21 protein-coding genes are annotated in these 18,195 nt (G+C 70.3%); 18 read left to right on the forward strand and 3 right to left on the reverse strand.

The features are described 5' to 3' along the window. Positions 1-398: 398 nt before the first annotated feature. From MKL20_RS13620 to MKL20_RS13700, 18 genes are all read left to right on the forward strand, one after another. Positions 399-1,058 (forward strand): cytochrome c3 family protein, encoded by a 660-nt coding sequence (locus tag MKL20_RS13620; RefSeq protein WP_243966182.1) that lies wholly within the window; start codon positions 399-401, stop codon positions 1,056-1,058. Next, positions 1,055-4,018: a TAT-variant-translocated molybdopterin oxidoreductase gene (locus MKL20_RS13625; protein WP_244037109.1), complete on the forward strand. Its 2,964-nt coding sequence runs from the start codon at positions 1,055-1,057 to the stop codon at positions 4,016-4,018. The genes MKL20_RS13620 and MKL20_RS13625 overlap by 4 nt, the downstream gene beginning before the upstream one ends. A 2-nt stretch (positions 4,019-4,020) precedes the next feature. Then, entirely contained in the window at positions 4,021-6,036 is a 2,016-nt protein-coding gene (locus MKL20_RS13630; RefSeq protein WP_244037110.1) for a quinol:electron acceptor oxidoreductase subunit ActD, read from the forward strand. Next, positions 6,033-6,569 (forward strand): c-type cytochrome, encoded by a 537-nt coding sequence (locus tag MKL20_RS13635; protein WP_244037111.1) that lies wholly within the window; start codon positions 6,033-6,035, stop codon positions 6,567-6,569. Before MKL20_RS13630 ends, MKL20_RS13635 begins: the two co-directional genes overlap by 4 nt. Then, positions 6,566-7,618, forward strand: coding sequence for a hypothetical protein (locus MKL20_RS13640; RefSeq protein WP_244037112.1), 1,053 nt, complete (start codon positions 6,566-6,568; stop codon positions 7,616-7,618). Before MKL20_RS13635 ends, MKL20_RS13640 begins: the two co-directional genes overlap by 4 nt. Next, positions 7,615-8,103 (forward strand): hypothetical protein, encoded by a 489-nt coding sequence (locus tag MKL20_RS13645; protein WP_244037113.1) that lies wholly within the window; start codon positions 7,615-7,617, stop codon positions 8,101-8,103. The genes MKL20_RS13640 and MKL20_RS13645 overlap by 4 nt, the downstream gene beginning before the upstream one ends. Positions 8,104-8,107: 4 nt before the next feature. Further along, complete coding sequence (gene coxB, locus MKL20_RS13650; RefSeq protein WP_244037114.1) at positions 8,108-9,082, forward strand: cytochrome c oxidase subunit II; 975 nt, start codon at positions 8,108-8,110, stop codon at positions 9,080-9,082. Positions 9,083-9,106: 24 nt separating this feature from the next. Continuing rightward, complete coding sequence (locus tag MKL20_RS13655; RefSeq protein WP_243966191.1) at positions 9,107-10,783, forward strand: cbb3-type cytochrome c oxidase subunit I; 1,677 nt, start codon at positions 9,107-9,109, stop codon at positions 10,781-10,783. Further along, positions 10,780-11,439, forward strand: a complete 660-nt coding sequence (locus MKL20_RS13660) for a cytochrome c oxidase subunit 3 (protein ID WP_244037115.1) — start codon at positions 10,780-10,782, stop codon at positions 11,437-11,439. The genes MKL20_RS13655 and MKL20_RS13660 overlap by 4 nt, the downstream gene beginning before the upstream one ends. A gap of 18 nt (positions 11,440-11,457) precedes the next feature. Next, positions 11,458-11,676: a hypothetical protein gene (locus MKL20_RS13665; protein ID WP_244037116.1), complete on the forward strand. Its 219-nt coding sequence runs from the start codon at positions 11,458-11,460 to the stop codon at positions 11,674-11,676. 56 nt (positions 11,677-11,732) lie between these two features. Then, entirely contained in the window at positions 11,733-12,212 is a 480-nt protein-coding gene (locus tag MKL20_RS13670) for a hypothetical protein (RefSeq protein WP_244037117.1), read from the forward strand. Then, positions 12,209-12,526, forward strand: coding sequence for an oxidase (locus tag MKL20_RS13675; RefSeq protein WP_244037118.1), 318 nt, complete (start codon positions 12,209-12,211; stop codon positions 12,524-12,526). Before MKL20_RS13670 ends, MKL20_RS13675 begins: the two co-directional genes overlap by 4 nt. A 16-nt stretch (positions 12,527-12,542) precedes the next feature. After that, positions 12,543-12,782: a hypothetical protein gene (locus tag MKL20_RS13680; protein ID WP_244037119.1), complete on the forward strand. Its 240-nt coding sequence runs from the start codon at positions 12,543-12,545 to the stop codon at positions 12,780-12,782. Beyond that, positions 12,779-12,904: a hypothetical protein gene (locus MKL20_RS32975; RefSeq protein ID WP_279594729.1), complete on the forward strand. Its 126-nt coding sequence runs from the start codon at positions 12,779-12,781 to the stop codon at positions 12,902-12,904. The genes MKL20_RS13680 and MKL20_RS32975 overlap by 4 nt, the downstream gene beginning before the upstream one ends. A 153-nt stretch (positions 12,905-13,057) precedes the next feature. Beyond that, entirely contained in the window at positions 13,058-13,843 is a 786-nt protein-coding gene (locus MKL20_RS13685; protein ID WP_244037120.1) for a class II glutamine amidotransferase, read from the forward strand. Positions 13,844-14,004: 161 nt separating this feature from the next. Further along, entirely contained in the window at positions 14,005-14,745 is a 741-nt protein-coding gene (locus MKL20_RS13690; RefSeq protein WP_244037121.1) for a NepR family anti-sigma factor, read from the forward strand. 124 nt (positions 14,746-14,869) lie between these two features. Then, positions 14,870-15,283, forward strand: coding sequence for a DUF1236 domain-containing protein (locus tag MKL20_RS13695; RefSeq protein WP_244037122.1), 414 nt, complete (start codon positions 14,870-14,872; stop codon positions 15,281-15,283). A 110-nt stretch (positions 15,284-15,393) separates the two neighbouring features. Further along, positions 15,394-15,696 (forward strand): hypothetical protein, encoded by a 303-nt coding sequence (locus MKL20_RS13700; protein WP_409568149.1) that lies wholly within the window; start codon positions 15,394-15,396, stop codon positions 15,694-15,696. A gap of 15 nt (positions 15,697-15,711) precedes the next feature. Here the strand turns inward: MKL20_RS13700 and mscL are convergent, their stop codons facing one another. Genes mscL through MKL20_RS13715 form a run of 3 tightly spaced genes read right to left on the reverse strand, consistent with a single transcriptional unit; the run spans position 15,712 to position 17,748 of the window. Then, positions 15,712-16,140: a large conductance mechanosensitive channel protein MscL gene (mscL, locus tag MKL20_RS13705; protein ID WP_243966209.1), complete on the reverse strand. Its 429-nt coding sequence runs from the start codon at positions 16,138-16,140 to the stop codon at positions 15,712-15,714. Between the two features lie 60 nt (positions 16,141-16,200). Then, a complete protein-coding gene (locus MKL20_RS13710) occupies positions 16,201-17,031 on the reverse strand; it encodes a CDP-alcohol phosphatidyltransferase family protein (protein WP_244037123.1) in 831 nt (276 codons plus the stop codon). Positions 17,032-17,037: 6 nt separating this feature from the next. Next, positions 17,038-17,748 (reverse strand): phosphatidylserine decarboxylase, encoded by a 711-nt coding sequence (locus tag MKL20_RS13715; protein WP_244037124.1) that lies wholly within the window; start codon positions 17,746-17,748, stop codon positions 17,038-17,040. Between the last annotated feature and the right edge of the window lie 447 nt (positions 17,749-18,195).

An 18,195-nucleotide genomic window follows, 5' to 3' on the forward strand; every position in this document is an offset into this window, starting at 1 on the left:
AGTCCGGGATGGGGCGGCGGCGGGATCGGGCCGCCATGCCCCGGTCAGGCAGCGCATAGGCCCTCGCGCCGCCGGCGGGAAGTCTTGCGCCGCTGGCGGGAGATTTTGCGCTGCTGGCGGGAGGTCTTGCGCCGCCGGCGGGAAGTGTCGAGCGCTCGATGCCGGAAGCGGCCGGTTTGATGATCCATGTTCTAGCTCTCGTCTGGAAAAGCTCTAGGTTCCAGACTGGGACGGTCGCGGCGGGCCGCCCCGGCGCCCGGCCGCTTTGGTCGCATTGCGTCGGCGTTCCGCTGCGCTGCACTGTCCAACCCGGGACCAACGGTGGGGCGACGCTTGCGGCGCGAGGCTGAGCAGATCGAACCCGAAGACCGGATCGTGCCGCCCCGCGGGCGTGCCTGATGGCGCAGCTGTTCACGCCCGGCGCGGACGCGATCTACCGGCTCGCCCTGATGACCGGGGTCGCCTGCCTGGTCGGCCTGCCGGTGCTGGCGGCCGGGATCGTGCGCTCGAACTACGTCACCGGGGTCGGCATCGCCCCGGCCCAGCCGGTGCCGTTCAGCCACAAGCACCATTCCGGCGAGCTCGGCATCGATTGCCGCTACTGCCACACCACCGTCGACAAGGTCGCCTCGGCCGGGATCCCGCCGACCCATACCTGCATGACCTGCCACTCGCAGATCTGGACCGGCTCGGACATGCTCAAGCCGGTGCGCGACAGCTACGCCCAGGACAAGCCGCTGGAATGGGTGCGGCTGAACAAGCTGCCGCAATACGTCTACTACAACCACTCGGTGCATGTGACGAAGGGCATCGGCTGCTCGACCTGCCACGGCGAGGTCACTGCGATGCAGATGACCTACCGGGCCAACGCCTTCGAGATGCAGTTCTGCCTCGATTGCCACCGGGCGCCGGAGAAATACGTCCGCACGCCCGACGAGGTCTGGAACATGACCTGGAAGCCGCCGGCCGACCAGGCGACGCTCGGGCCGAAGCTCGTGGCCGAGTACCATATCCGCGGCGGCTCGCGGCTGACCGAATGCGGGATCTGCCACCGATGACCAGCGGATCCGACATCGCGGCCCTGCGCCAAAAACTCGCCGGCGGCGACGGCCCGCGCTTCTGGCGCAGCCTCGACGCCGTCGCCGACAGCCCGGAATTCCGCGACTACCTCGCGGCCGAGTTCCCCTCCGCGGCGCGGCTCGCCGCGTCCCCGGAGCGGCGCGGCTTCCTCAAGCTGATGGCCGCCTCCTTCGCGCTCGGCGGTCTCACCGCCTGCGGCGGCGGGAGCCGGGATTATGAGGTGCCCTACGTCAACCAGCCCGAGCGGATCGTGCCGGGCACGGACCTGTCGTACGCCTCCTCGGCGGTGTTCGACGGGTTCGGCAACGGCATCCTGGTCACCACCCGCAACGGCCGGCCGCTGAAGGTCGAGGGCAATCCCGAGCATCCCTGGAGCCACGGCGGCACCGACGTGCTGGCCCAGGCCTCCGTGCTCGGCCTCTACGACCCGTTCCGCTCCCAGGCGGTGCAGCATCTCGGCCGCCCGAGTTCCTGGGCGGCGTTCCGGGCGGCCCTCCAGGCGCAGATGCCCGCCTGGCACGAAGCCGGGGGCGAGGGCGTGGCGCTGGTGACCGGGCCGGTGACCTCGCCCACCGTGGCGGCGCAGATCGCCCGGATGCGGGCCGCCTATCCGGCCTTGCGCTGGTTCGCCGGCGCCGGCGTCGGCCGCGAGGCGATCTACGAAGGTGCCCGCCGCGCCTATGGAAAGCCGCTGGAGACGATTCCGGATTTCGGCCGGGCGCGCACCATCGTGTCCCTGGACGGCGACTTCCTCGATCTCGGCCCCGGCCAGGTCGGCCTGTCGGGGCGCTGGAGCGCGGCGCGCCGGGCGGCCTATGCCGAGGGCCGCCTGCTCACCCTGCACGCCGCGGCCCCGACCCCGACGCTGACCAGCGCCAAGGCCGATCACGGCGTCGCCGTGCCGGCCGGCCGCCTCGAAGCTTTGGCGCGCGATCTCCTGGCCCTGGCCGGGGGCGGCGCCGCGCCTGCGGGTGACGATCCGGTGTCCCGCTGGGCCCGGGGCGCCGGCAAGGCGCTCGCCGAGGCACGCGGCGCTGGCATCGTCACGGCTGGGCTCGCCGCGAGCCCGGACCTGCACGCCCTGGCCCACCGTCTCAACGGCGCGCTCGGCAATACCGGGGCGACCCTGCGGCACACGGCGCCCGCGGTCGAGGCGGGGGCCGGCACCCTGGCGGATCTGGCGGAGGCGATGGAGCGCGGCGCCGTAAAGGTGCTGATCGTGCTCGGCGCCAACCCGGTCTACGACGCGCCCGCCGCCCTCGACTTCGCCGCCCGGATGGAGCGCGTGCCGCTCAAGATCCATGCCGGGCTCTATGACGACGAGACCGGCGCCCATGCCGACTGGCACCTGCCCATCGCGCATCCGCTGGAATCCTGGGGCGATGTCCGCTCCCTCGACGGCACGGTCGGGCTGATCCAGCCGACGGTGGCGCCGCTCTACAACGGCCGCACCCTCCCGGACATGCTGGCCTTCCTGACCGACGGGCGCGGGAGCGAGGGCGGCGAAGACGCGCTCGGCCTGCTCAAGGCGCGCTGGCGGACCGAAGGCGAGGATGCGGCGGCGTTCGAGGCCCGCTTCGCCGACGCCCTGCGCCGGGGTTTCTGGCCCGAGAGCGCGGGCGCGACCGAGGATGTCGCCCTGACGCAGGAGGCGCCGCCCTCCCCTCCGGCGCCCGCCGCGGACGGGATCGAGGTGGTGTTCCGCCCCGATTCCACGATCTGGGACGGCACCCATGCCGACCTCGCCTGGCTGCAGGAACTGCCCAAACCCCTGACCAAGATCGTCTGGGAGAACGTCATCGCCCTCAGCCCGCGTCTCGCCGAGCGCGAGGGCGTCGCCACCGGCGACATCGTGCGGGTCGAGGCGGCGGGGCGTGCCGTCGAGGGCGCCGCCTGGATCCTGCCCGGCCAGGCCGCCGAGACCGTGACCCTCAGCCTCGGCTACGGCCGCACCGTGCCGGACCACCTCTCGAACGGCCTCGGCTACGACGCCGCGACCCTGCGGCCCGTCGCGACGCCCTGGCGGCTCACCGGGGCGCGGCTGACCAAGACCGGCCGGCGCCGGATGCCGGCGACCACCCAGAACCTCGGCACGATGGAGGGCGAGGATATCGTCCGCGTCCAGGCTCTGGGCGCCGCCCCGGTGGGCGACCCCAAGGGCGCGCCGGCCCCGGCCTCGTTCTACCCGGCCCCGGAAACCCAATTGACCGGCGCGGCGGCGCAATGGGGCATGGCGATCGACCTCGATGCCTGCACCGGCTGCAACGCCTGCATCACGGCCTGCCAGGCCGAGAACAACATCCCGGTGGTCGGGCGCGAGGAGGTCGCGCTCGGGCGCTGGATGGGCTGGCTGCGGGTCGACCGCTACTACGCGGGCGGGCTCGACGCGCCGACGACGCATTTCCAGCCGGTGCCGTGCATGCATTGCGAGCAGGCGCCCTGCGAGGTCGGCTGCCCCGTGGAGGCGACCCTGCACGACAGCGAGGGCCTGAACCTGCAGGTCTACAATCGCTGCGTCGGCACCCGGACCTGCCAGAGCTACTGCCCCTACAAGGTCCGCCGCTTCAACTACCTGGACTATACCGGCGGCATGACCCCGGTGCAGCAGCAGCAGCGCAATCCCGAGGTCACGGTCCGCGCCCGCGGCGTGATGGAGAAGTGCACCTACTGCATCCAGCGCATCGCGGCGGCCCGGGTCACCTCGGCCAAGGACGCGCACGCCCCGATCCAGGACGGCGCCGTCGAGACCGCCTGCCAGGGCGCCTGCCCGACCCGGGCGATCACCTTCGGCAACGTCGCCGACCCGACGAGCCAAGTCTCGGCCGCCCGCAAGGATCCGCGGGAATACGCGCTGCTCGGCCACCTGAACACGCGCCCGCGCACCACCTACCTCGCCGGGCTCGCGCCCGCCGCCGATCCCACCGGACGGGAGGGCTGAGCATGTCCGGCGCTCTCGCAGGCGGTCCTCTGATCCGGCCGGACGAAACCCTTCAGGGCATCGGCGGCACGGTCACCGCGATCCCGTTGACGCATCCGCGCAACCGCCGCTGGTGGATCGCCTTCGCGGGGGCGGTGGCGCTGCTCGGAATGTTCGTCTTCACCCTCGGCACCCTGCTCTATGCCGGGCCGGGGGTCTGGGCGAACAACAATGCCGTCGTCTGGGCGCTCGACATCGCGAGCTACGATTGGTGGATCGGGGTGGCGTCCGGCAGCCTGCTGGTCTCGGCGGTGCTGCTCCTGCTCGGGGCGGAGTGGCGCGGGGCGGTGAACCGCATCGCCGAGACCCTGGCGCTGCTCGCCACAGCGTCGGCCGGGCTCTACCCGATCATCCATCTCGGGCGGCCGTGGTTCTTCTTCTGGAACCTGCCCTACCCCAACACCTACGACCTCTGGCCGCAATTCCGCTCGCCGCTCCTGTGGGACGCGATCGACATCGTCGCCTTCCTGGTGATCTGCGTGAGCCTCTGGTTCATCGGCCTGCTGCCGGATCTGGCGACCCTGCGCGACCGCGCCTTCGTGGAGGCGATGCGCCAGATCGACGCCAAGGCCCGCACCCGCAAGCGCGCGCTCCTGCGCGCGCAGGTCTACGGCATCGTCGCCTCGGGCTGGCGCGGCTCGGCGGCCCATTGGCAGATCTGGGTCCAGGCCTACCGGACGGTGGCCCTGCTCGGCGTGCTGCTGGTGGTCTCGGTCCAGACCGGCGCCTCGGTGATGCTGGCCGGCTCGCTGATGCCGGGCTGGCACAGCACCCTGCTGCCGGTGAGCTTCCTGGTGAACGCGGTCTATTCCGGCGTCGGCATCACCGCGGCGATCGTCGTGCTGATCCGCGTCGTCTACGGCCTCGACAGCCTGGTCACCGCGCGCCACCTCGACCTGCTCGGCCGCCTGCTGCTCGGCCTCGGCTGCGCCAGTGCCTATTGCTACGCCGCCGAGTATTTCGACACGTTCCTCAACGGCGACGCGCAAGCGCGGGCCGTGCTGGTGCGGCGCATGACCGGCGACCACGCCCTGGTCTCGTGGACCGCGATCCTCGGCCTGGTCCTGCCGGCGCAGGTGCTGTGGTCGGCCCGCGCCCGAACGGCGCCCCTCGCGATCGCGGCGGTCGGGCTCCTGGTCGCGGCCGGTGCCTATGCCGACCACGTCATGGTGCTGGTCGTCACCCTGACCCAGGATTTCCTGCCCTCCTCGCGGCTGCCCTACGGGCCGGATCCCTGGGGCATCGCCACCTTCGCGGGCTCGCTCGGCCTGTTCCTGACCCTGCTGCTCTTGTTCCTGCGCTACCTGCCGGCGGTCTCGATCATCGAGAGCCGCCGCTTGGCCCTCGCCCGGGCGCCGGGCACCGAGGCCGCCGCCCGGGAGGCCGCGTCCCGCGCCACCCTCCGGCCGGAGGAGAATCCCGGGCCGGCGCCGCTCTGGGGCGTCTCCGCCACCTTCGCCAGCCAGTCCGACCTCGCCGCCGCCCTCCAGGCGGTGTCGGGGATCAGCCCGCCGGACCATGTCCATCTCGACGGGCACGGGCCGGTGCCGATGCCCCGGACCCTGCGGGCACTGGGCCTGGAGGGCCGCTCGATCCTGCCCTACGCGCTGGCCGGCGCGTTGCTCGGCGGCGCGGGCTTCTACGCGCTCTGCGTCTACGCCACGGCCTACGATTACGTGTTCCTGATCGGCGGGCGCCCGCGCCTGTCCTGGCCGTCCTTCGTGGTGCCGAGCATCTCCTTCGCGATGATGACCGGCTGCATCGCGATCCACCTCGCGCTGCTGGTGCTCAACCGCCTGCCGCGGCTGAACCACCCGGCCTTCAACATCCCGGGCTTCCTGCGCGCCTCGGACGACCGGTTCTTCCTCTCCGCGGAGGCGCGCAGCGACCGCTTCGACGCGGCGCGGTTCGAGCGCCGGCTGACCAGCCTGCCGGTCGAGGCCGGGCGCCCCCTCGAGATCCGCAGGATCCCGCGATGAGGCGCGCCGCCGGCCTCATCCTGCTCGCGGCGCTGCCGGCCCTCTCGGCCTGCGGCGAGGCCAACATGGACGACCAGGCCCGGGCTAAGACCTGGGACCGGAACCCGTTCTTCCCCCGCCAGATCACCATGCGCCAGCCGGTCGCCGGGACCGTGCCGCGGACCGATCCGGCCCGGGAGGCGCCGCAGCCGCAGACGATCAGCCAGGACCTGGTCGAGCGCGGCCGGCAGCGCTACGCGGTGTTCTGCACCCCCTGCCACGGCCAGGACGGGCGCGGCCAGGGCATCGTCGTGCAGCGCGGCTTCCCGCATGCCGGCGACCTCACCGCCGAGCCCCTGCGCAAGGCCCCGGCCGCCGAGATCTACGACGCCATCGGCAACGGCCGGCGCGCCATGTTCGGCATGGCGCAGATGATCCCGTCCGCCGACCGCTGGGCGATCGTCGCCTATGTCCGGGCGCTCCAGCTCAGCCAGGACGCGCCCGTCGCGAGCCTGTCGCCGGACGACCGGACCCGCCTGGAGGCGACCCAGTGAGCCGCCCCCTCCTGCTCGGTCTCCTCGGGCTCGGCCTGCTGGCCTGCTGCTTTCTCGCGGGCGGCTGGCGCGGGGCGGCGTGCGCGTATCTCGCGGCCTGGCTCGTCCTCCTGGCGCTGCCTGTCGGCGCCCTGCCGGTGACGATCGTGGCCGAGCGGTTCGGCAAGCGCGTGCGCGAGCGCGGCGGCGTCGAGATGCTGGCGGGCCTGCGCCGGCTGATGGCGCTGATGCCGGTGGCCGCGCTGCTGGGCCTGCCGCTGCTGGCCGCGGTGCCGGTGCTCTACCCCTGGGTCGGTGCGGCGCCGCGCACGCCGCTCGCGGCTTTCTGGTTCACCACGCCGTTCTTCGTGGCCCGGGTGATCGCGTATCTCGCGGCCTGGACCTGGCTGGCCTTCCGCTTCGCGCGGCCCTTCGACGAGCCGGGCGAGGGCCGCACCGTGCCGGCGGTGGGCCTGCATGCGGTGGTCGGCACCCTGTTCACCACCGACGTGATCGCCTCCCTCGACCCGCGGCTGGATTCCACGCTGCTCGGCCTGCTGGTGATGACCGCCTGGAGCGGGCTGGCCTTCGCGGCCGCGATCCTGCTCGCCTGGGAGGAGCCGGAGCCGGTGGGCCGTGGGCGCACCGCGCCCGGGCGCGGCCGGCTGGTTCCCCTGGTGGTGCTGCTCGGGCTCTGGGCGTTCCTGCACTTCGTGCAGTTCTTGATCGTCTGGTCGGCCAACCTGCCGCCGGAGGTCGCCTGGTACTTCGCCCGGGGCGGCGGGCTCGGGCGCGGCCTGTCGATCGCGGCCGGGATCGTCGTGGTGCTGGCCGGGCTCGCGACCCTGCGGCCGGGCCGCCCGACCACCCGGATCCTGGCCGGCGCGGCGCTCGCAGTGCACGCCCTCGAGATGTTCTGGCTGGTCACCCCGGCCCTGCGCGACCGGTTCGTGATCCGTCCGGCCGATGCGCTCGCGGCCCTGGCCGTGGCGTGTCTCGCCGCCGCGCTCCATCTCCTGCTGCGCGGGCGACCGGCACCGACAGCCCGGCGCGCCGGGAGGGTCGCATGAGCGTCGGCGGCACCCCCGGTCCCGGCCTGATCCCGGCGATCCTGGCCGGGCTGACCCTGCGTGGCAGCGGCCTGTTGAACGGCCGCCCGCCCCGCGGCACGCCGGCCAATGCCCCGCGCGATCCCGACGGTCCCGGCTACGAGACGCGCGATGTCGGCGTCCGCAACACCGCGCTGGTGATGGCGGGCCTCGCGCTCGCGGTCCTGACGGTCATCGGCACCATGATCTGGCTGATGGGCGCCTTCAGCGCCAGCCAGCGCCGGACCCTGCCGACCCTGACGCGCCAGCAGACCGCGCCGCTGACGCCGCCGCCGCCGAACCTTCAGGCGGACCCCTATGCCGACCTCGACCGTCAGCGGGCCGAGGCTGCGGCCCGGCTCGCCGGCTACGGCTACAGCGACCCGGCCCGCACCCGGGCCCGCATCCCGATCGACCGGGCCATGGACCTGATCGTCGGCCGCCCCCTCGACGCGCCGGACCGGTAGCAGGATGACGCCGAACCACGCTGCCCTCGAACTCTGGCCCGCCGCGGTCTCGGCCACCGCGTCCGAGACGGACCTGCTGATCCTGGCCTTCACGGTCCTGACCCTGCTGCTGACCGTGCCGGTCTTCGTGGCGATCACCTATTTCGCCCTGCGCTACCGGGAGGGCTCGGAGGCGGACCGGCACCCGTCCGGCATCCGCTCCAACCTGATCGAGATCAGCTGGATGCTGATCCCGTTCCTGCTGACGCTGATCTTCTTCGTCTGGGGGGCGCGGCTGTACGTGGCCTCGCGGAACGCGCCGCCCGACGCGATGGTGATCGAGGCGATCGGCCGGCAATGGATGTGGAAGTTCCAGCATCCCACCGGCCAGGCCGAGATCAACGACCTGCACCTGCCGATCGGGCAGCCGATCCGCCTGCGGATCATCAGCCAGGACGTGATCCACGCCCTCTACCTGCCGGCCGTGCGCCTGCAGGTCGCCGCCCTGCCCGACCGCTACACCGACCTGTGGTTCAAGGCCGACAAGATCGGCACCTATCACCTCTACTGCTCGGAATATTGCGGCACCGACCATTCCGTGATGGGCGGCGAGGTCACCTTCATGAACCCCGGCGACTACCAGGACTGGCTGACCCATGCCGGCGCCCAGCAGAGCAAGGTCGCGGCCGGCCGCACCCTCTACGAGGCCTATGGCTGCGCCGGCTGCCACGATCCCGGCTCGGCCGTAAAGGCCCCGAGCCTCGCCGGGCTCTATGGCAGCCCGGTGAAGCTCGCCGACGGCCGCACCGTGACGGCCGACGAGACCTGGCTGCGCGAAAAGATCCTGAACCCCAACGGCGACCGGCTCGCCGAGGGCTACAAGCAGGTCATGCCGAGCTTCGCCGGGCGGATCCCGGAGGACGAGCTCGGCCGCCTCATCGATTTCCTGAAATCCTACACGGCGCCGGCCTCCGGCAAGGCCGCGCAGGCGACTCCATGAGAGCCAATCCATGAAGGCGACATCATGAGCGCAACGGGCAGCGTCGGCGGCACGGCCCGCCGCGAGCCGCACGCGCCGGAGGCCACCCTCGGGCGCAAGGCGGACTATCTCCACGCGGATTCGACCCTGCGCTCGTGGTTCCTCACCACCGATCACAAGCGCATCGCGATCCTGTACCTGACCTCGATCACCGGCTTCTTCGTGATCGGGGCGGTGGCGGCCGGCGTGGTCCGTCTGGCGCTGATCGTGCCGAACGGCGCGATCATGACCAACGACACCTACAACAAGGCCTTCACCATTCACGGCGTGGTGATGGTGTGGTTCTTCCTGATCCCGTCGATCCCGGCGACCTTCGGCAATTTCCTGATCCCCCTGATGATCGGGGCCAAGGACCTGGCGTTCCCCAAGCTCAACCTGACGAGCTGGTACGTGTTCATGGCCGGGGCGTTCTTCACCTTGGTCTCGCTGGTGCTGGGCGGCGTCGATACCGGCTGGACCTTCTACGCGCCGCTCTCCACCGCCTTCTCGAACACCTGGGTCCTGCCGGCCCTGATCGGCGTGACCATCGTGGGCTTCTCGTCGATCCTCACCGGCCTCAACTTCGTGGTCACGATCCACACCATGCGGGCGCCCGGCATGACGTGGTTCAAGCTGCCGATCTTCGTCTGGGCCCACTACGCCACGAGCCTGATTTTCTTGCTCGCCACCCCGGTGATCACCACCGCCCTGATCCTGCTGATCATGGAGCGGGGCTTCCATATCGGCGTGTTCGACCCGGCCTATGGCGGCGACCCGGTGCTGTTCCAGCACCTGTTCTGGTTCTACTCGCACCCGGCCGTGTACATCATGGTCCTGCCCGGCATGGGAGTGATCTCGGAGATCGTCCCGGCCTTCGCGCAGAAGAAGCTGTTCGGCTACCGGTTCGTCGCCTACGCGTCGATCGGACTGGCCTCGGTGACCTTCTTCGTCTGGGGCCACCACATGTTCGTCAACGGCCAGAGCGACCTGGCCTCCCTGGTCTTCTCCGCCCTGTCCTTCGCGGTGGCGGTGCCCTCGGCGGTCAAGGTCTACAACTGGACCGCCACGATCCATAAGGGCTCCCTCCGGCTCGACACGCCGATGCTCTACGCCATGGGCTATATCGGGCTGTTCGTCCTCGGCGGGCTCACCGGCCTCTATCTGGCGACGCTGGCGATCAACCAGCACATCCACGCGACCTACTTCGTGGTCGCGCATTTCCACTACATCATGGTCGGCGGCACGGTGCTGGCCTTCCTGGGCGGCCTGCACTTCTGGTGGCCGAAATTCACCGGCCGGATGTACAGTGAGCCCTGGGGCCGGGTCTCGGCGGTGCTGATCTTCCTCGGCTTCAACGTCACCTTCTTCCCGCAGTTCATCCTCGGCTATCTCGGGATGCCTCGCCGCTACGCGACCTATCCGGTCGAGTTCCAGCTGCTGAACGTGCTGTCCTCGGCCGGCGCCACGATCCTGGCCGCGGGCTACATCTTCCCGATGCTCTACCTGGTCTATTCCCTGTGGTTCGGCCGCAAGGCGCCCGCCAACCCGTGGAACGCCAAGGGGCTCGAATGGGAGACCGGCTCGCCGCCGCCCAAGCACAATTTCCTCAGCCCGCCCGAAGTGCCGCGCATCCCCTACGATTACCCGATCCAGGCGCAGGAATCCCAGGACCAGCACGGATGAGCGAGGGGCTGGCAGACGGCGTCGGGGTCGCCCGCGCCGGGCATTTCGAGACGGTGGGCCAGCAGCGGGCCGCCGCGACGCTGGGCATCTGGGCCTGGCTGATCACCGAGCTGCTGCTGTTCTCGGCGCTGTTCCTGGTGGCGCTGATCACCCGGATCCTGCACCCCGAAGCGACGGTCGCGGCGGCCAAGCACCTCAAGTTCTGGATCGGCGCCACCAACACCGTGGTGCTGATCTGCTCCAGCTTGACCATGTCGATGGCGATCGAGTTCTCGCGGATCGGCTGGCAGCGCGCCATGGTGCGGGCGATGCTCGCGACCGCGGCGCTTGGCGGCCTGTTCCTGGTGCTCAAGGGCTACGAGTATTACGCCGACTGGGACGAGCACATGATGCCGTTCCTGAGCAGCCGGCCCTTCGCCCTGGCCGAGACGCCGCCGGCGCGGCTGTTCGTGAACCTCTACTACGTCGCCACGATCCTGCACGCGGCCCACCTGTTCACCGGCATCGCCCTCCTGCTCGGCATGACCTGGATGGCCGCCAAGGCCGGCTTCCTGTCCCGCCACCAGAACTGGATCGAGGTCTACGGCCTGTACTGGCACTTCATCGACCTCGTGTGGATCCTGGCCTTCCCGATCCTTTATGTCGTGAACCGGTGAGTCGGGGGATGCGATGCGATGTCGAAGGAGCCGAGCGGCCGCTTTCGGGGCGGATCGCAGACCCGGCGCGACCGTTGGTTCGGCCTCGACCAGCAGCCTGACTTCGAAGCCTTTCGGCGCTGGTGGCATCGCGTCGGCAAGGAGGAGTCCGGGGGACGCGATCTGGAGAGCCGGGAGCAGGCGCTTGCGGAATATGAGGCGTGGATCAAATCGGGTCGGAATCGTGTAAGGTCTTGAGCATGGCCGTCGCTCTACAGGATTGGGAATCTCCGGGCTCCGTCGACGAGGAGCAGATGATCGCGTGGCTGCGCGACGTCGGGAGCCTGCCGCCGGCCCTGACGGCAGCGGAGATCGCGCGCCTTCTCGATCGGACCGGTTCGCACCGCCTGCGCAACGCCGCCGCTCTGGCGCTCGCGGAACTGAAGGCGGCCGGTGCCGCGGAACGCATCGGCGTGCTCCTCCGGCGAGCTGACGTTGCCCCGCAATCCGGGTCGCTGCTGTTCGCCCTCGACGAGTTGGGCGGGACGCTTTCTCTGGAGGGCCTCGTCAACATCCTCCGCAACGGCTCCTTCGAGGCGCGGTCCGAGGCGCTTCACTTTCTGGACGCGGATCGCGTGTCGATGGCGGATCCCGAGAGCCGCCGCGTCGCGAGCGCTGAGCTCACCGCACTCGCCGCCGGGCCGGATCCGGACGCCGCCGCCGCCGCGCAGGACGCTCTCGCGATGCTTCCGGATCGAACTGGCCATTCCGGTCCGGAGCAGCATCAGGCATGAGGCTGCTCGCGCCCTGGTCGACCCTCAACGCCGACGACCGCGCCCTGCTCCGGCGCCGGCTGCGCACGCCGGTTCTGACCTTCCTGGCGCTGCTGGCGCTGCTCGCCGTCAACGTCACCCTGGGGGCCACCCTGCCCTTCGCCCAGGTCTGGATCGTCGAGCTCCTGGTCGTCGCCGTGATGGTGGCGCTGATCCTCCTGGTCTCCATGGAGGTGATCCACGAGCCGCCGCTGGTGCGGCTGTTCTCGGGGCTCGGCTTCTTCTGGGTCGCCATCATGGTCGGGATGACGCTGACCGATTATCTGGCGCGGTAGAAGCCGGGATACGCGGGTGACCGATCCTGTCCGCATCGAGCAGACGAAGCTGCTGGCATCGGCCCTCAACACGGTCGCGACGTCCTGCGTCACGGTGGGGATCGCGACGCCGCTGGCCGGCTATATCTACAATGTCAGCAACTTCCGCACGCTGGTCGAGCCTTGGGTGCTGCTCATCGGAACGACGGTTTGGCTTTCGATCGCGGTCAGCCTACATCTAGGGGCAAGGCGTGTACTCAGGGGATTAGCCGGATGAACGCGAGTTTCGTCGTCGCCTTCGTCGTGACGCCCGCACTGGTTCTCGCCCTTGGCTGGACGGCGGTGTTCCTCCATGAACGCGCGCAGCGTCGGACGGCCGGACGCGTGTCGGGCGACTGAGAGCACCTCACAAAACTCCCGGTTTCCGGGGGCCCTTCCTTCGCACGCGACGGTGCGGCGGGAGTTTTGTGAGAGGCTCTGAATGCCCGCCGCGGGCCATGTCGGATGGCGGCAGACCGACGATCCCGCGCGACCCTCCTAGGCTGATCCATCATGTGCGAACTGCTCGGCATGAGCGCCAACGTGCCGACCGACATCCGCTTCTCGTTCGCCGGCCTCGCCCGGCGCGGCGGCGACACCGGGCCCCATGCCGATGGCTGGGGCATCAGCTTCTATGACGGGCGGACCTGCCGCAGCTTCCACGAGCCGGAGCCGAGTTCGCGCTCGCAGCTGGCCCGGCTGCTGCGCGACATGCCGATCAAGAGCCGCATCGTCGTCGCCCATGTGCGCAAGGCCAATCGCGGCCGGGTCAGCCTGGAGAACACCCACCCGTTCGCGCGGGAATTGTGGGGCCGCCGGTGGACCTTCGCGCATAACGGCCAGCTCAAGGGCGTGAAGCGGCTGCCGCTGGGCAGCTTCATGCCGATCGGCTCCACCGACAGCGAGCACGCCTTCTGCTGGATGCTCGGCCGCCTCCAGGCCCGGTTCCAGGCCCTGCCTCGGCCCGCGACCCTCGACCGGGCCGTGGCCGACCTCGCGGGCGAATTGCATGCGCTCGGCGTGTTCAACATGCTGCTGACCGACAGCCGCACGCTCTACGCCCATTGCGGCAAGCGCCTCTGCTATCTCACCCGCCGGGCGCCGTTCGGCACCGCCACCCTGATCGACGAGGATTGGCAGGTGAATTTTGCGCAGGAAACCTCCGAGAGCGACGTGGTCACGGTCATCGCCACCCAGGCGCTGACCCGGGACGAGCGCTGGACCGACCTCGCCCGCGGCGATGTCCTGACCCTGCGGGATGGGGCGATCCGCCTGTTGAGACCGGTCGGGGCTTCTTAAGTCGAGCTTGGGCGAGGGTGCATGCGCGCCTCCGATGCGCTAGAACGCCTGTAATAGGAGCGCATCGACCGGACTTGAGGGGGAGTTCGGCCGACAAGCGATCCGCCTCGACCGGTCCGGACCGCAGGTCGAGCCACGATGAGCTGACGAGCACGATACGCATGAGCCGCGACGAGACCGACACCGTCCTGTCCCAAGAGGATGGGCTTCGGGATGGCCGCCCGAACCTCGCCCCGAACATCCGCACGCATCTCGGCGAGCACCTGCGCACCGTCTACGAGCGGATCGGCGAGGAGGTGCTGCCGTCCCGCTTCGCCGACCTGCTCGAGAAGCTGGAAGAGGCGCTGCGCGCCCGCGGCGAGGCGATCGAGCCGGAATTCCGCAACGGCCTGCTCGCTGCGGTGCCGTCGCTGCGCGCCTTCGCGCTGTCGCTGACCTCGAACCCCGCCCGCTCGGACGATCTCGTCCAGGACACCCTGCTCAAGGGCTGGCAGCACCGGGCTCGGTTCCAGCCGGGGACCAACCTCAACGCGTGGCTGTTCACGATCCTGCGCAACATCTTCTACTCGGATCACCGAAAGCGGGTCCGTGAGGTCGAGGACCAGGACGGCTCCTACGCGGCCCGGCTGGCCACGGCCCCGCACCAGGGCGACCGGCTCGACGTCGAGGACCTGCAATCGGCGCTCGCCAAGCTGCCGCCGGACCAGCGCGAGGCCCTGGTGCTGGTCGGCGCCGAAGGCGTCTCCTACGAGGAGGCCGCCACGATCATGGGCTGCAAGGTCGGCACCGTGAAGAGCCGGGTCAGCCGCGCCCGCGGCCGGCTGGCCGAGCTGCTGGGCTATGACGAGGAGGATCTTGGCTCCGACCGGTTCATCCAGTCGGCGATGCCCAAGGACGCGTAGCCTGCGCCCCGGGCGGTCCGTCGCCCGGGAAAAAAGATGCATCCGAATCCGGGGATCGGGCGTTACCGGCCCGAGCTTCGCTGCCTTTGCTGCGGCGGAACGCCACGGAACGGAGATGTCTCGTATGACCTTCAAGACCCTGATCGCCGCCTCGGCCTTCGCCCTGTCGCTGCCGCTCGCTGCCCAGGCCCAGGGCACCATCCCGGGTGCCGAGCGCGGCGCGGCCGCCGGTAACGACGCGGCCGGCCCGATCGGCGGGATCGTCGGCGGCGCCGTCGGTGCGGCCACCGGCACGGTGGGCGGCATCCTCGGCGTCGACATGGCGCCGCGCTTCCGCAGCTACGTTCGCGAGCGCAACGTTCGCTCGTACGATTACGACGGCCGCGTCGCCGTCGGCTCCACCCTGCCGAACAGCGGCGTCACCTATTACGACGTCCCGACCGAGTACCGCGTGCAGCCGGGCTACCGCTACACGGTGGTGAACGACCGCCCGGTGCTGGTCGATCGCGGCCACCGGATCGTCGAGGTCATCGACTGATTCCACGGGCCGGTCCCGCACCGGCCCACCGGGCCCCGGAGCACCCGCTCCGGGGCCTGTTTTCGTGAGGGACCCCGCGGCGGCGCAACGGTTCTCCGGCGAAGCCGTTGATGCTCCAGATGAAGGACGAGGCGACCATGAGCCAGGATCCGAGCGAGCCCGGCGCGACGCTGCCGGAACCGGTGCGCGATCACCTCGGCCAGCAACTGCGCGGCGTCTTGCCCGTCGGCACCGACAAGCCCCGCTTCCTCGGGGACGATCCGGTGCCGGACGCGTTCGAGCCGCAGATCCGCCGGCTCGAGACCCGGCTGAAGACCCACGAGGAGGGCACCGGCGCAGTGGGTCAGGCCCTCGACCAGATCCTCGACGCCCTCGGTGTCAACCCGGAGGACGCCGGCAAGCCCAAGGTCTGACCTGACGTCTCCACGTCAGGCCCGCGGCTTTTCCGCCAAAATATCCCGGATCTCCGACAGGAGCTTCACGTCCGCCGGCACCTCGGCCACCGCCTCGGGCTTCTTGGCCTCGGCGTTCTGCAGCTTGTTCATGGCCCGGATCACCAGGAACAGCACGAAGGCCACGATCATGAAGTTGATGGTCAACGTCAGGAACTGGCCGTAACCCAGCACCGCACCCTGCTTCTTGGCATCCGCGTAGGGCAGCCCGGCCTGCACCTTGGACGAGAGCGGGATGTAGTAGTTCGAGAAATCGAGCCCGCCGGTGACCGCGCCGATCGCCGGCATGAACAGGTCCTGCACGGCGGAATTGACGATCGCCCCGAAGGCCGCGCCGATGATCACGCCGACAGCGAGATCGACCACGTTCCCGCGCAACGCGAATTTTTTGAATTCCTCGAGCATCCACCGCCCCCCACCGAACGCATCGGTGGAACTAGGGGCCGGCTCCCCGAAAGCCAGCGCTCAAGGTTGGCCGATCGCCGGCTCCTCGGCGGGGGCGGCGAGTTCCGCCTTGGCGCGGCGGCGGTACTGGGCCGCGACCACCGGGATGGTCAGCAGGTAGCCGCCGCTCACCGCCACCAGGGCCTCGAACGGGTAGCTGATCAGGATGCCGAAGGCCGCGACCCCGAACAGAAAAATCGGCAGGACCAGGCTGCGCGGCACCCGCTTGCCCATGGTCTTGCCCGAGAAGGTCGGCACCGTGGAGACCACCAGCAGGGCGATGGCGAGCACGTAGATCAGGATCGCCGGGGCGGCCCAGCTCTCGCCGCCGAAGCCGAGGAAATGCAGGTAGAGCGGCAGCATCGCGGTCAGCGCGCCCGCCGGGGCCGGCATGCCGACGAAAAAGTCCTTCTTCCAGTCCGGCCGGTTCGGGTCGTCCAGCATGGCGTTGAAGCGGGCGAGCCGCAGGGCCATGGCGATGGCGAAGATCAGCGCCACGATCCAGCCGGCGGATTTCAGGTGGAACAGCGCGAAGCCGTAGAGGATCAGCGCCGGGGCGCAGCCGAAATTCACGAAGTCGGCGAGCGAATCCAGCTCGGCCCCGAAGCGCGACGTGCCCTTGAGCAGCCGCGCCACCCGGCCGTCGATGCCGTCGAGGACGCCGGCCGCCACCACGGCGATGACGGCGGGCTCGAACTTGCCCTCGAAGGCCAGGCGAATCGCCGTCAGCCCGAGGCAGAGCGCCATCAGGGTGATCATGTTGGGCGCGATCATCCGGAACGGCACCGGCTTGAACCGGCGCGGGCGCGGCTCGTTCGGATCGGGCGCGAAGGGCGGGAACAGATCGTCCATGACAGCTTAGATCCGCTTGAACTGCCGCCCCGGGCCGCCGCCGAGATCGGCCAGCACCGTCTCGCCGGCCACGGCCTTCTGGCCGAGCCCGACCAGCACGGTGGCGCCGGCCGGCAGGTAGACGTCCACCCGCGAGCCGAACCGGATCAGCCCGAACCGCTCGCCCACCGCCAGCGTGTCCCCGGCCGAGACGAACCCGACGATCCGCCGCGCCACCAGCCCGGCGATCTGCACCACGCCGACGCGCTTGGCCTGTCCGGCATGGCTGGTCTCGATGACCATGCCGTTGCGCTCGTTGTCGTCGCTGGCCTTGTCGAGCTCGGCGTTGAGGAACAGGCCCGGCGTGTAGTGGATCTGGCCGATCCGGCCTGACACCGGCACCCGGTTCACGTGGCAATCGAACACGTTCATGAACACCGAGACCCGTAAGGTGGGCACCTGCGGCAGGTCGAGCTCCGGCGGCGGCAGCACGGTGGCGATCAGGTTGACGCGCCCGTCCGCGGGCGAGACCACCAGCCCGTCTTCCACCGGGGTGATCCGCTCCGGGTCGCGGAAGAAGTAGCAGACCCAGAGGGTGAGGATCAGGAAGATCCAGCCGAAGAACTGGGAGAAGTAGCCGGCCAGCACCGTCAGCACGATGCCGATCAGGATGAAGGGATAGCCCTCCTTGTGGATCGGCACGAGCGTCCGGCGGATCGTCTCGATCAGGTCTGTCATTGTGTTCAGGACTCAACGGTGCCGCGGGCGGACATGTCGGACCGGCGGATGGCAGCCCGCCGGGCGAACGTCAATGTTTCGGGTCTGCCGCGGTCTCTATCAGATATGCGTCATCGTCCCCACCCGCCTTGAGGCGCCGGGGGCATGGCCCAAGAAGACCCAGCACGAGGGACGCGGGACGCCGCGGGGACCCAGGTGACGGCCAAATACGCGCGGGATCCGATCCCCGCGGCGACCCGCGGCACCGACCGGGCATCACCCCCGGCCGCTGCCGTCTTTCTCGTCGCGATGTCTTGTCAGCGCCCCGATCCCGCGACTCCAATGCCAGCGGTCACTGCCCATGGCGCCCAAGCCGCACGGCCAAGCCGTATTGCAGCCGAGACGCCCCCGGAACCCGCATTCACCGCCGTGGTCTCTCACCCGACTGCCGCCTCGTAGTGGGCGGGT

The organism is Methylobacterium sp. E-066 (assembly GCF_022829635.1).
GTDB lineage: Bacteria > Pseudomonadota > Alphaproteobacteria > Rhizobiales > Beijerinckiaceae > Methylobacterium.